We start from the raw sequence: 12793 nt of genomic DNA, 5'->3' as shown, positions 1-12793 counted from the left end.
GGCTCAGGTGGTGATGGGTATCAGGTTCGGATTGTCGTCGTCGGCATCAGACCGGGCGGCGTGGCGGCTGCCGTTGGCGCTGAAGGGGCTGCCCACGAGGTACATATCCAGCTCGCCGAGGCCCTTTGCGGCCACCCTGCCCCGACTGCTGCAGTGGAAGTGAGTAGCGATCAGGTCGCGGGTAGACTGACTGATGTTGATCTGTCCGATGACGCCGTGGGCTTCCATGCGGCTGGCGAGGTTGACGGTGGACCCCCAGATGTCGTAGGCGAACTTGAGGTGACCTACCACGCCGGCGACCACGGGGCCACTGGCAATGCCGATCCGGATCAGCAGGGGCTCCTTGCCTTCCCTCAGCCGCCGCCGCGCCTGCCGGGCCGTGTAGGCCTGCATGTCGAGGGCCGCCCGGGTTATTCTCAGGGCATGGTCGGGACAGGGGGTAGGCAGGCCGGCCGCGGCCATGTAGCAATCGCCGATGGTCTTGATCTTTTCGATGCCGTGCTTGCAGGCGATGTGGTCAAAGGCGGTGAACAGGGTATTGATCTCGGCGACCAACTTCTTCGGGGACATCCGGGCCGTGTACACCGTGAAGTCTACCACGTCGGTGAAAAGGACGGAAACGCTCTCGAAGTACTGGGCATGGGCGGTGCCGGTGGCCTTCAGTTCCCGGGCCGTTTCTTCCGGAAGGATGTTGAGCAGCAGCGCGTCGCTCAGGTTGCGTTGCTTGACCGCTTCGTTGCGCTGCTCGATGACTTCGATGGTGCGTTCCGTGACCAGCCGTTCCAGCTTGTCGTTGGCCACCTGCTGCAGGCGGTGATTGGCTTCGAGTTGCCGGATGATCTCCTCCTGCTTTTCGTCGTTGCTCGCTTTGAGGTAGTTCACGCGGGCGGCCAGGGCGTAGGAAAACAGCAGTACCTCAAGTGCATTCCCGACAAACAGGGAATGGGTGGTAAAGGGAGTACTGGCAATGAGGCCGTTGTCGGCCAGGATGTACACTACGACCATGACCAGAAACTGTACCCACCCCAGCGCAAAGAAGCGGGCATTGGGCACCCGCCGCAGTAGCGCGAAAGTGGCCAGGTACAGGTAGTACAGGGAAGTTACCAGGCTGAGCGACTGGGCCATGATCACGGTGACTCCGTAGCGGCCCGTGAGGTTAATGACGATCGCCACCACGAACAATCCCATCAGCGACCACCCGCCGTAAAAGGCAAACCGGTTGCGGCGGGTGATCTGCAGAAAGGTGATCGAGAACAGGAATACCGACAGGTGGGTGAGGCAAATCAGGATTGGCAGGTAGCGGTTCAATTGCGGTAAATCGGGCCATATGTACTGGAAGGTGTACCCCTGTAATCCGGCGTAAAAAACCGAGCCAAAGAAGACGTAGCAGCAGTAATACAGGTAAATCCTTTCACGGATGCTGAACAGCAGGAAGAGGTTATACAGAAGGGCAAACACCAGAATGCCCAGGTATAGTCCCCACAACAGGTTGAACCTGGCCACCTCGGGGATGTACTGCTGCTCCCCACTAATGCTCAGAGGTACCTTCAGGGGGAAACTGGTGTGCACTCGGATGAGGTAGGTCTTTTCCTCCCCGGCCTTCAATTCCAGGGGGAACAGCCAGCGGTTGGTAGGAATCAACTTTTCGTGAAAGGGTTCCTCAAATCCCCCCTTGAACATCCGCTGCAAATTTTGGGCGTCGGTACCCTCATACACTTCAATCAATTCCAGGGAGGGGTCAGTCAGCTCCAGAATGACTGTTCGCGCGGATGGTGAAATCAGGCTAAACCGAATCCAGACCGGGTAATTGATCATGCTGAAATTCAGCGGGTAGGAGAGGGGTGAACGGAAGGATTGGTTCACCGCCCCGGCGGAGGTAAGGTTGGTTGAAGTATCGATGAAGTACTGCACCCCGTCTTCCAGCTGCTGCCGGTGTCCATCATTCGACACCACAATGGGTTGGCCGCCCGCCACGGCGAGCCACGCGAGGGAAAACAGCAGGAGGAGGGCTTGGCGCCGCATGGCTGGAAGGGTTAGGGACCGGTGTAGAGGGGAGAGGTCGTGCGCTCAGTGGCACCGCGGCCGTCAATGGCCTGTCCGTAGCGAAAGAATTGGTCCGGATCGTATTTGCGCTTGATCCGCTGAAGCTGTGGGTAATTTGGCCCCCAGTAGGCCCACGCATGGTTGGGCAGTTCCCGGCTGGGGTAATTCTGATACGCGTGACCGTTGCCGATCGGCTGCAGAAAGTCATTGAGTTGGGCTATCCAGTTGTGGGCCAGGGACTGCTGTTCTTCGGGTTCATCAGTAAAAAAGCCGAAGGCGAAGATGTCAAACAGCGCCTCGCGGTGGTAGAAGGCGGTGGCGTCGGAGGGTACGGTGTTGATCTTACCCCCGTAGCATTCCATGGCGACGATCGCGAAGGCATTCGGCACGGAAGCGACGTAGAAGTCCAGCAAGGCCTCCATTTGCGGCAGATCGAGGGCCTGATCTACGTAGTGACTGCAGCAATAAGCCCGGATGCCCGGGGGGATAGCCTCCATTTTGGACAGTAGTCGGGCATTCACTTCCGAGTACCCCGCGTGGAGAGACAGGGTGACATTGGTGCCCGGCAGTGCCAACAGGGGGGCAACCGCCTCGTCCAGTCCGCTCCGCTGGCCCACCCAGGTAAGGCAGGCAATCAACTTCTTTCCCCCGCCGTCGGGGTCCGTTTGAATCAGCAATTGCATGCCCAACTGGGGGTAGGCGTGGGACGGGAGGAACCGCTCCTGAATCAGGAAAAGGGCGGCGGCCGCTTCCCGGCGCTGCATCGTGCGTTGGAGGGACCATTCCAGCCGCAGCCCGTGCAGTTTCCCCAGCCCGTGCACCCGGTAAGTAATATCGAGGAGTACCCCGAAGTTGCCACCACCTCCGCCGCGGAGGGCCCAGAACAGATCTCCGTTTTCTTCCGCGCTTGCTCTGACGATGGTGCCGTCGGCCAGCATGACCCTGGCCGACAATACGTTGTCGCAATTGAGCCCGAAGTACCGGGAGGTGAAACCGTAGCCCCCGCCCATCATGTATCCGGCCACGGCGACGGTAGGGCAGCCGCCCCCGGGTACGTGGAAACCTTCGGCTTCCAGCGCAGCCTCCAATTCATATATCTTGGTTCCCGCCTGCACTACGGCGGTGCTGCTTTCGGTGTCCACCGTAACACGGTTTAGCCCGCTCACGTCGATCACCAATCCTTCGCATACCGAATACCCAGCCATGCTGTGTCCACCTGCCCGGACCACGGTAGTCAGGTCGTGCGATCGCGCAAAGTGCAGGCAGTGCCAGATATCCGGTTCATGGGCGGCGTACACCACCACCTTGGGGTAGGTAGGATACAAGTCATTAAACAACCGACAGCTTTCCTGATATTGAGGGGATCCGGGGCACACCATTCTCCCCGACAGGTTCTCTTCTAAGTATTGGAGGTCCATGGGAGAGCATCAAGTTTGAGAAAGTGATATAAGATACGGGGGATAGTACTCGACCCTGAATATTATTTATCGACAGGGACATAGCCGGGATGACCTATAGCCCGATGTTCTCGGACCAGGCATCTGTTACCCCACCGGCTATTGAAATGGTACGACTCATGTCCCGGCTGTAAGCGGGCCGCCCGGGTACGTCGGGTCTATGGCTTCAGGGTACGCTGACGTACCTTCGTTTCCCATTAATCCCCGCCAAAATGAAAAGTAACCTGTCGCTGTTTTTCCTCCTCTTTATTCTGCTGCTTACCACGGCTTGTCAGGACGATGATGCCCCGGTGGCACCCGTCAACCAGCTCAGCCGCTTCGATGGGTGGCAGCTGGTTTCCGTTGAAAGTGATTTTGCCGAAAGGGTGACCGCAGCGGTAACGGCCCTCCCGGACTCTACGGTGGAGAAGTCCGGACTCACGCGGGAGGAAATCCGCGGCAATTATGATGTCCGCATTGCCGCCGTCACCGGGGTGGAAGACTGCGAGCGCGACGACGTGCTGTTCTTCGACGCCGGATGGGTGGTCCTCATAAAAAACGGGGCGGACTGTCCGGAGAACAGCCCGCCCCATGTACTGGCAGGTTTTGACCTGAAGCGTTATTCGACCGATTTCTCGGTTACCCGTCTTACGCTGACGGATGACGCCCGGTCGGAATCCTCGGAGTACGAGGTAGTAGAACTTGACGACGAACGGCTGGTGGTGCGGCAGTCGCGGCGGGTAGAAAACAACCTGATCCTGCCGTCTTTCTCCTACACCATCACCTACACCTTCCGGGGCCGGTAATTAGTTGGCGATCTTTTCGCTGCCGAGGGTAGAAGCGATGTACTCCCGGTTGAGGCGGGCGATATGCTCTACGCTGATGCCTTTGGGGCATTCCGCCTCGCAGGCCGTGATGTTGGAGCAGCGGCCGAACCCTTCGGCGTCGTGCTGGGCTACCATGCGCTGGGCGCGGGTGGCGGCTTCAACCTTGCCCTGGGGCATCTGGGCCAGGTGGCTCACCTTGGCACCGACGAACAGCATGGCTGAGGCATTGGGGCAGGCGGCCACGCAGGCACCGCAGCCGATACAGGTAGCGGCGTCGAAGGCGTGGCTGGCCTGGTCCTTTTCGATGGGAATGGCGTTGCCGTCCTGGGCCTGACCGGTATCCACGCTGATGTACCCACCGGCCTGGATGATGCGGTCAAAGGCGTCACGGTTGACCACGAGGTCCTTGACGATCGGGAAGGACCGCGAACGCCAGGGCTCGATGGTGATGGTCTCCCCGTCGCGGAAGTTCCGCATGTGGAGCTGACAGGCCGTAGTCTGCTGCATCGGCCCGTGGGGGTAACCGTTAATGACCAGGGAGCAGGTTCCGCAGATCCCTTCGCGGCAGTCGTGCTCGAAGGCGATGGGGTCTTCCTTCTCGCTGATCAGTCGTTCATTCAGGACGTCGAGCATCTCCAGGAAGGACATGTGGTCATTGACGCCGGCGATATCGTAGCTGACGAACTGGCCTTTGGGGTACTTTCCCCCCTCGCGCCAGATCTTGAGCTTGAGTTTCATATTTTCCAAGGCCAGTTATTTGTAGGATCTGGTTTTCAGTTCCACGTTCTCGAAAATTAGTTCTTCCTTGTGCAGGATGGGTTCCACGTCGTCCCATTCCCAGGCGCTGACGTAGGCATACTCATCATCGCGGCGCAGGGCCTCTCCGTCTTCAGTCTGGTATTCCTCGCGGAAGTGACCGCCGCAGCTTTCGTTGCGGTCCAGGGCGTCCATCATCATCAGTTCGCCGAGCTCCAGGAAGTCGGCCACGCGCAGGGCTTTCTCCAGCTCAGGGTTGTACTCCTTGATGCGGCCGGGGACGTAGACGTCGCGCCAGAATTCCTCCCGCAGTTCGCGGATCATGCGGCGACCCTTCTTCAGGCCTTCGGCGTTGCGCGCCATACCGCAGTATTCCCACATGATCTTGCCGAGTTCGCGGTGGAAGGTTTCGGGCGACTTGCTACCCTTGATGGCCATGAGTCGATCGATGCGGGCCTGGGCCTTTTTCTCGGCCTCCTGGAAGGCGGGGCCTTCGGGGTCGACCATGGGGCTACGGATTTCCTCGGAGAGGTAGGTGCCGATGGTGTAGGGGAGCACGAAGTAACCGTCGGCCAGTCCCTGCATCAGGGCCGAAGCACCGAGGCGGTTGGCGCCGTGGTCGCTGAAGTTGGCTTCACCGATGGCGAACAGGCCGGGGATGTTGGTTTGCAGGTTGTAGTCCACCCAGAGTCCGCCCATGGTGTAGTGGACGGCGGGGTAGATCTTCATCGGCATGACGTAGGGGTCTTCGCCGGTGATCTTCTCATACATCTCAAAGAGGTTGCCGTACTTCTCCTCGATGACGCCGACGCCGAGTTCGCGGATGCGGGCGGGGCTGGCGTTGTGTTCGTTCTGGCTGTGGGCCTTGGACTTGCCGTAGCGGTTGATGGCCGCGTCGAAGTCAAGGTAAACGGCAAGGCCGGTGGGGCTCACGCCCAGTCCTTCGTCACAGGCCGTCTTGGCGGCGCGGCTGGCCACGTCGCGGGGCACCAGGTTGCCGAAGGCGGGGTAGCGGCGCTCCAGGTAGTAGTCGCGGTCGGCCTCCGGAATGTCGAGGCCCGTCTTGCGGCCCTCCCGGATCGCGGCGGCGTCCTCCAGCTTCTTGGGTACCCATACCCGGCCGTCGTTGCGGAGCGACTCGGACATGAGGGTGAGCTTCGACTGGTATTCACCGGATACGGGAATACAGGTGGGGTGGATTTGGGTAAAGCAGGGGTTGGCCATGTAGGCGCCCTGCTTGACGGCGCGCCAGGCGGCGGAGCCGTTGGAGTTCATGGCGTTGGTCGACAGGTAGAAAACGTTGCCGTAACCACCGGTGCCGAGTACGACGGCGTGGGCAGCGTGGCGTTCGGTTTCTCCGGTGAGCAGGTTCCGTGCGATAATCCCGCGCGCCTTCCCGTTCTCCATGACGAGGTCGATCATCTCGTGGCGGTTGAACAGCTCCACGTTACCGAGGCTGATCTGCCGGCTGAGCGACTGGTAGGCACCGAGCAGCAGCTGCTGGCCGGTCTGTCCGCGGGCGTAGAAGGTCCGCGATACCTGCACGCCACCGAAGGAGCGGTTGGAGAGGAGTCCGCCGTACTCCCGGGCGAAGGGAACCCCCTGGGCTACGGCCTGATCGATGATGTTGACGCTCACCTCGGCCAGCCGGTGTACGTTGGCTTCGCGGCTGCGGTAGTCGCCTCCCTTGATGGTATCGTAGAACAGGCGGTAGACACTGTCGCCGTCGTTCTGGTAATTCTTGGCGGCGTTGATGCCGCCCTGGGCGGCGATGGAGTGGGCGCGCCGTGGGCTGTCGTGGAAGGTGAACACCTTCACCTTGTAACCGAGCTCACCGAAGGTGGCGGCGGCGGCACCTCCCGCCAGGCCGGTACCCACGATGATTACTTCCAGCCGCCGCTTGTTGTTGGGGGCGACCAGGGGCATGGAGGACCGGTACTGCTTCCACTTCTGGGACAGCTCACCGGGGGGAACGTTGGGTTGGAAGGGCATAACTGCTAGCTTCAGGTAAGGTTAAAGGATGCCGCGGGAACGCAGGTACATGATCACGGGAATAGCGGCAAAGCCCAGCGGCACCAGGACGCTGTAGGCGTAGCCCACACTCTTGATCAGCGGGGTGTATTTCTTGTGGTTGAGGCCCAGCGTCTGGAAGGCCGACTGGAAGCCGTGCCACAGGTGGAAGGCGATGAATACCATAGCCACTACGTAGAAGATGACCATGCCGATGTTCTCGTAGGTCTGGCTGACCAGGGCGTACAGGTCCTTGGCACCTTCGTAGCCTTCGGCGGTGAAGGGGCCTACGTTGTCGGTGAAGTGCATCTGCCCCCAGAACTGTACCATATGTACGATGATAAAGGCAAGGATGACCATGCCGAGGGAGCCCATATAGATGGACGACTTGCTGCCGCCCGCGGTACGGTCCACCTTCACGGCGTAGCGTACGTTGCCCCGGGCCTTCCGGTTCAGGTTCCAGAGGTAGATGCCCTGGATGGCGTGCAGGATGATGAAGGCGTAAAGGAGGAAGGAGGTCGTCTTGATCACCGGGTTGGTGGTCATGAAATAGGCGTAGCTGTTGAAGCTGTAGCCTTCATCGTTTGCCAGGATCAACTGTAAATTGCCGATAAGGTGAACCACCAGAAAGACAATAAGGAAGAGGCCGGTCAACGACATGATCACCTTCTGCCCGATACTGGAAGAAAGAAACTTGCCGAACCAGCCGACGCTGGAGGTGGTACGATTCGCGGTGCTTGTAGCCATAGGAAAATGCCAGATTTTAGCCTTGGGCGCCAAAGTTAACAGGAAATGAAAGATGGCCTACTTTAGTTGGGGGGAGTAGGGGAGTCTGGCGTCTGTTTAGATTTATTCTATACAATAAGCGAGTTTTTCGTCGGCTTTCCCCGAACAGGGATCGTAAATCCGAAGTCCCACTCTGGGGACTGCTGAACTGGAGTGGCAGCGGAAAAAGAAAGCCCCTACCGCCGGGGGCGATAGGGGCTGATTCACTTGGTAAGGGCGGAACTGTTTCTAGGCAGTTTCCAGTTGGGCCTCGATCTTCTGGGCCAGGGCTTCCTTGGTGGCGAACCCAACGTGCTTGTCGACCACTTCTCCGTCCTTGAGGATCAGAATGGTGGGGATGTTCCGCACGCCGTACCGCTGCGTCAGTTCGGCGTTCTCGTCCACGTCGACTTTGGCGATGAGCGCCTTGCCGTCGTATTCTTTCGCCAGCTCCTCTACTACGGGGCCGATCATTTTACAGGGGCCACACCATTCCGCCCAAAAATCTACCAGGGCAATTCCTTTCTTTTCCAGCACTTCCTGTTTGAAGTTGCTGTCGGTTAATTCAAAAGCCATATTGCTTTAGTTTACGTTTACTGTGCAAATCACACGTCAATCAAACGCAGGAAATCACCCATAGTTGAGTCCCCCGCGGGGCGGTCCGGGTCTCCGGCACCCGCTTCCAAGGCCTGGCACCCGCGCCCCGCCGCCCTCTACACCCTGCTGGCCCTGGTGGCAGCTAGCGTCCTGCTACGGCTGCTGCTGCCTTTGAAAGTACTGGAAAGCGTCTACAGCCGGGGGGTCTTCCTGGCGGTACGCGCGGGCTGGGATGCTACCCTTTCCCGCCTTCCCTTTCCCCTGTTCTACCTTTTCTGGGCGGGCGTTGGGTACCTGTTGGTGAGCGAAATCTTCCGGCTACGCCGCCAACGTCGCGAACGTCGAACCCTTGGCAAGCGGTACCTGCTTTCCGGACTGGCATACCGGTTGCTGACCGCCGCAGCCTCGTTGATACTGGCCTTTCTCTGGCTGTGGGGCTTCAATTATGGGCGGGTAGCGGTGGAGGACCACATGAGCTTTGCCACCTACGAACCGGAGGTGGACGAACTGCGCCAACGGGTTTACGGTACGGCGGAGGAACTGTCCCGGTTGCGGGCCCGCATCACCCGGGATACCGATGCACTGCAGGCGGAACATTTTCCGGCGGATATGGAGGCTGCCGTACGCCCCCTGGTGGTAGATGCCTTGCTGCGCCACGACTATCCCGCCCCCGGCCGGCCCCGCGGCTGGGAGCTGCTGCCCAGAGGGGTGCTCCTGCGGCTGAGTACCGCCGGTGTGTACTGGCCCTGGGCCGCCCAGGGAAATATCGACGCCGGCCTCCACCCCCTGCAGAAGCCCGCCGTGATGGCGCATGAACTGGCGCACGCCTACGGGTTCGGAGACGAGGGCACCTGCTCTTTCTGGGCCTATTTGGCCGCGCGGGAATCAACTGATCCACTGCTGACTTATACCCTGGAGCTGGCCTACTGGCGGCACCTGGCCGGACTGCTGCGATACGCCGACCCGGAGGAATACCTGCGGTGGCGGACGGAGCGCCTGGATCCCGGGATCCGCAACGACTTGCAGGCCATCTACGACAATGGGGAGCTGTACCGCGACATTGCCCCGGCGCTGCGCGACGCCACCTATACGGCCTACCTGAAGGCCCAGGGCATTCACGACGGGCTACTCAATTACGGCCGCGTGGTGCAACTGGTGGAGGGTTATCGACGGTCGTTTAATCCGGAAATGTAATCTCGATTTCCACCCGCCGCTTTCCGCCCTCGCCGGAGAAGGCTGCACCCCCTTCGGAACCGTAGAAACCCTTGCCACCGGCAACCACCCGACCGGGGTCCACTCCGAATTGGGCCAGCTGGACAGCTACCCGGGCGGCGCGGCGGGCGCTGCCGTCGTAGGCGGCCAGGGGGGTGGCGTCACCGCCTTCTCCCGCGTGGCCCACAATGGTATATCGTGCCTGGGGGTAATTGCGCAGGGTGCCCCCCAGGCGGCGCAACAGCCGCTGGCCGGGCAGGCTGACGGTGGTGCTGTCCGAGAACAACAGGTCGCCACCCATTACGAGGTGCAGGCGGTTCGGGGCCGGCCGCTCAATGGTGTATCCACTGTCGGTAATGGCCAGCAGCAATTGCTTGAGTTCGTCGTAAAGGATACCGGCAGTTACCGTGGACGGTGCCGCGGCGTCGGTGGGGGTGGTCCCCTGGGGGTTGGTGCCACTGCCGTAGGTAGCCGGTCCCGGTTGGGTGCTGCGCATCTCGTCGATGCTGGACATTCGTTGCTCGCGCGCCTGGAGGTTCAGCTCGGCCTGCCGCAGGGCGCTTTCCCGCCGGTTCAGTTCCGCCTGCCGTTCGGTGAGTTGCTGCTGCAGCAGCATGGCCTGGCTTCCCCCGGTGGCCACTTGTTCGCGATTCTGGGCGACGAGGGCTTCGTAGCGGCCCCGCAGATCGGTTACTTGTTCAGCCAGGGAGCGGTTGGTGGCTTTCAGGTTCTCGATCTCCCGCAGTTGTTGCTGGCGGGCGAAGGTGAGCTGGTTCAGGCTGTCGGTTTCCGCCCGGCGGCGGGCGTTGGCTAGGCTGTCGGCCTCCATGGCCTGGTTGTGGTAGAAGTTACGCTCGACTACCAGGGCATCGAACTGCGACTTGGGTACGCAGGCGGTGAAGGCCAGGAAAAACAGGAGGAGGGAAGGAATGAATTTCATGGCTTGCGGTTTTCGCTAACGGTGTTCTAATGCAATGGTAAACCCCTCGATCTGGTAGCGGCTGCGGAGGTCCGATGCATAATTCTGAGCGCTGGCCTGGTCGGCGAAGGGGCCCAGTATAACCTTGTAAGTGAAGGTCTTGTCGGACAGGGCAGTTTTGTGGAGGAGGATGTCGTCGAAATAACGCCCCTGAAGTTCAGCTACTTTATCGAGGGCGCTTTCCAGTGAGCGATAGTTTCCCACCTGTACGCCGTAGGATCCCGTAGTCACCTGCTCCAGGCCCACCCGGTAAAGGCCCTGGGCGAAGGTCTTGGCCTTGGCGGCCTTGCGGGCGGGTGGCGCTGCCGGGGTGCGGGGAGCCGCCGGCGGTGGCGGACTGGGCTCGGCCGAGCGGGTCGTCGCCGGCGCGGGCGGGGTGGGGCGGGCAGCGGCGGGTGGCGTTGCCGGTGGGGTAGGGGCCGGGGTCGCCGGTTCCGGATCGGCCTGGCGCACGGGGCGCTGGTCGGGGGTCGACAGTAACGTCAACTCTACGGGTACCGTCCGCTGACCCAGCATCCCCAATTCCGCGGCGGCTCTTTCGCTGATTTCGATAATGCGGCCGCGGATGAAGGGGCCCTTGTCGATGATGCGGACGACCACCGACTTGCCGTTCTCCTCGTTGGTCACCCTTACGGTGCTGTTGAAGGGATAGGCCTTGTGGGCGGCTACGAGCTCATCCTTATTATAGATGGCTCCGTAGGCGGTTTCGGCTCCGTGGTATTCGGTGGAGTAGTAGCTGGCCAGGCCGCTTTGCTTGTCGCCCACTAACTGAGCGGACAGTCCGGCCGTCCACAACAGCAGCAGGATGAAGGTCAGTTTTTGCATAGTGGTGGAGTAAGGCACGGCGGGGGGCAGTTGTTTATATCAGGTCTTCGAGCACGAAAGTAACGTCCTGCAGGCGGCCGCTGCGGTAGATTCTCAATTTGATTTTTTTACCCACCCGCCCCTGGAATTTGCGGATGATGGATTCCAGGCTCAGCAGGCTGGCCGGCACCCCGTTTACCGCCCGGATGCGGTCCCTCACCTGGATGCCGGCCCGGTCGGCGGGACTGCCGGGCACCACGTAGCTGACGCTGTATTTGCGCAGGTTGTCGCCGCCGGCCAGGAGTCCGAGGCCGGAACGGTCGTAACGGAACTTTTGCTTCCACCGCTTTCCTTCCGGCCGGAGGTACACCTTTTCCCGGGGGTAGTGAATCACGGCCCGGAAGCGCTTTAAGATCCGGTTGCCGACGATGCCTTCCCGGTCGTTCATAAAGGTCGCGCCCACCGTATCGACTTCCTGGAAGTAGGTGATCACGTTCGTGAGCTTGCGGTCGGCGAGGTGGACCACCCGGCTCCGGCCCACGCTGCCGCTCAGGGTGCCGCCCAGGCCATTGGCGATGTAGGCCGGAATGGTCTGTTCGGGCAGGTCAACGTCGTCGGTTGGGCCGGGGTAGGTGTGGATCAGCAGGCTGAGTCCCGCGCCGGTGTCCAGCAGCAGGCGGCGGGTGGTGGGTTGGTCGCGGATGATGCCTACCTCCAGGTTGAGGTAGGGCCGGTGGCGGACGAAGTCGGCATCAATCTCCACGAAGCTGCGGCGGTGGCGGTACTTCGCGGGGTCGTGGAGCGTCATCACCTGCTTGCGGAAGTCGAATTCCACCACGAAGCGCATCAGGAAATCGGCCCCCAGGATACCGTGGACGTTGGTGCCCGTTACCCGCTCGAAGTTGAAGTAGTTCTCCTCCAGCACCAGCACCGTGCGGTTGCGGGCCAGCAGGCGATCGGCAAGCCGCAGGCTTACTCCCGTGGCCAGGTAGGCGGTGAGCTCCGATTCCAGGTCCGCCCCCCTCACCTGGAAAGTACGGCGGTAGCTCACGTTCAGGAGGTCGGTGACGGTCTTGTCGAGGATCACCGTGTTCTCCGCTCCGGTGTCGATGATGAAGCGCAGGGGGACGGCGTTGTTCAGCAGCACCGGAATGACGATAAAGTCATTCTCCAGGTCGAAGGGAATCTCGATCAGGGTACGGTTCCCCAACACCTTCATGTCCAGCCTTTGCGCCTTCGTCACCCACGAAAGCAGCAATCCCAGAATAACCAGGGCGCTGACGCGGGTGCCGGAAAATCGGATTAGGTACAAAGGTTGAAATGACAATTTATGCGTGGAAAACTATCTCTTAAACATTAGGCAG

Annotated in this window: 11 protein-coding genes; 2 read left to right on the top strand and 9 right to left on the bottom strand. The window is 60.7% G+C overall.

Annotated features, from left to right (window positions below):
• Positions 1–3: 3 nt before the first annotated feature.
• Both CGL56_RS00300 and CGL56_RS00295 read right to left on the bottom strand, forming a co-directional pair.
• A complete protein-coding gene (locus CGL56_RS00300) occupies positions 4–2022 on the bottom strand; it encodes an adenylate/guanylate cyclase domain-containing protein (protein WP_099104511.1) in 2019 nt (672 codons plus the stop codon).
• Between the two features lie 11 nt (positions 2023–2033).
• Positions 2034–3368: an FAD-binding oxidoreductase gene (locus CGL56_RS00295; RefSeq protein WP_167641543.1), complete on the bottom strand. Its 1335-nt coding sequence runs from the start codon at positions 3366–3368 to the stop codon at positions 2034–2036.
• A gap of 344 nt (positions 3369–3712) precedes the next feature.
• Between CGL56_RS00295 and CGL56_RS00290 the strand changes: the two genes are divergently transcribed.
• Positions 3713–4285 carry a hypothetical protein gene (locus CGL56_RS00290; protein ID WP_099104509.1) on the top strand — a complete coding sequence of 191 codons (573 nt, stop codon included), beginning with the start codon at positions 3713–3715 and terminating at the stop codon, positions 4283–4285.
• Here the strand turns inward: CGL56_RS00290 and CGL56_RS00285 are convergent, their stop codons facing one another.
• From CGL56_RS00285 to trxA, 4 genes are all read right to left on the bottom strand, one after another.
• On the bottom strand, positions 4286–5044 hold the full coding sequence (locus tag CGL56_RS00285) for a succinate dehydrogenase/fumarate reductase iron-sulfur subunit (RefSeq protein ID WP_099105478.1): 759 nt from the start codon (positions 5042–5044) through the stop codon (positions 4286–4288).
• A 15-nt stretch (positions 5045–5059) separates the two neighbouring features.
• Positions 5060–7054 carry a fumarate reductase/succinate dehydrogenase flavoprotein subunit gene (locus CGL56_RS00280; RefSeq protein WP_099104508.1) on the bottom strand — a complete coding sequence of 665 codons (1995 nt, stop codon included), beginning with the start codon at positions 7052–7054 and terminating at the stop codon, positions 5060–5062.
• A 21-nt stretch (positions 7055–7075) separates the two neighbouring features.
• Positions 7076–7819 carry a succinate dehydrogenase cytochrome b subunit gene (locus tag CGL56_RS00275; protein ID WP_099104507.1) on the bottom strand — a complete coding sequence of 248 codons (744 nt, stop codon included), beginning with the start codon at positions 7817–7819 and terminating at the stop codon, positions 7076–7078.
• Positions 7820–8086: 267 nt separating this feature from the next.
• Positions 8087–8413 carry a thioredoxin gene (gene trxA / locus CGL56_RS00270; RefSeq protein WP_099104506.1) on the bottom strand — a complete coding sequence of 109 codons (327 nt, stop codon included), beginning with the start codon at positions 8411–8413 and terminating at the stop codon, positions 8087–8089.
• Positions 8414–8569: 156 nt separating this feature from the next.
• Here trxA and CGL56_RS00265 point away from each other — a divergent pair, with 156 nt between their 5' ends.
• The gene (locus tag CGL56_RS00265) at positions 8570–9628 is read left to right on the top strand and encodes a DUF3810 family protein (RefSeq protein ID WP_167641544.1); all 1059 of its coding nucleotides are present in this window, start codon (positions 8570–8572) and stop codon (positions 9626–9628) included.
• On the opposite strand, the gene CGL56_RS00260 is transcribed toward CGL56_RS00265, so the two are convergent.
• Genes CGL56_RS00260 through CGL56_RS00250 form a run of 3 tightly spaced genes read right to left on the bottom strand, consistent with a single transcriptional unit; the run spans position 9612 to position 12741 of the window.
• The gene (locus CGL56_RS00260; protein WP_099104504.1) at positions 9612–10586 is read right to left on the bottom strand and encodes an OmpA family protein; all 975 of its coding nucleotides are present in this window, start codon (positions 10584–10586) and stop codon (positions 9612–9614) included. The two genes, CGL56_RS00265 and CGL56_RS00260, sit on opposite strands and share 17 nt — an antisense overlap.
• A gap of 15 nt (positions 10587–10601) precedes the next feature.
• On the bottom strand, positions 10602–11450 hold the full coding sequence (locus CGL56_RS00255; RefSeq protein WP_099104503.1) for a septal ring lytic transglycosylase RlpA family protein: 849 nt from the start codon (positions 11448–11450) through the stop codon (positions 10602–10604).
• A 34-nt stretch (positions 11451–11484) separates the two neighbouring features.
• On the bottom strand, positions 11485–12741 hold the full coding sequence (locus CGL56_RS00250; protein ID WP_099104502.1) for a PDZ domain-containing protein: 1257 nt from the start codon (positions 12739–12741) through the stop codon (positions 11485–11487).
• Between the last annotated feature and the right edge of the window lie 52 nt (positions 12742–12793).

This window comes from Neolewinella marina (assembly GCF_002631205.1).
Classification (GTDB): Bacteria; Bacteroidota; Bacteroidia; order Chitinophagales; family Saprospiraceae; genus Neolewinella; species Neolewinella marina.
The sequence above is the reverse complement of the archived record's forward strand: the minus strand, read 5'-3'. Positions and strand labels throughout refer to the sequence as shown.

Coding starts and splice junctions, on each gene's coding strand:
- CGL56_RS00300 (WP_099104511.1), bottom strand. CDS start 2,022: ATGCGGCGCCAAGCCCTCCTCCTGCTGTTTTCCCTCGCGTGGCTCGCC.
- CGL56_RS00290 (WP_099104509.1), top strand. CDS start 3,713: ATGAAAAGTAACCTGTCGCTGTTTTTCCTCCTCTTTATTCTGCTGCTT.
- CGL56_RS00285 (WP_099105478.1), bottom strand. CDS start 5,044: ATGAAACTCAAGCTCAAGATCTGGCGCGAGGGGGGAAAGTACCCCAAA.
- CGL56_RS00280 (WP_099104508.1), bottom strand. CDS start 7,054: ATGCCCTTCCAACCCAACGTTCCCCCCGGTGAGCTGTCCCAGAAGTGG.
- CGL56_RS00275 (WP_099104507.1), bottom strand. CDS start 7,819: ATGGCTACAAGCACCGCGAATCGTACCACCTCCAGCGTCGGCTGGTTC.
- trxA (WP_099104506.1), bottom strand. CDS start 8,413: ATGGCTTTTGAATTAACCGACAGCAACTTCAAACAGGAAGTGCTGGAA.
- CGL56_RS00260 (WP_099104504.1), bottom strand. CDS start 10,586: ATGAAATTCATTCCTTCCCTCCTCCTGTTTTTCCTGGCCTTCACCGCC.
- CGL56_RS00255 (WP_099104503.1), bottom strand. CDS start 11,450: ATGCAAAAACTGACCTTCATCCTGCTGCTGTTGTGGACGGCCGGACTG.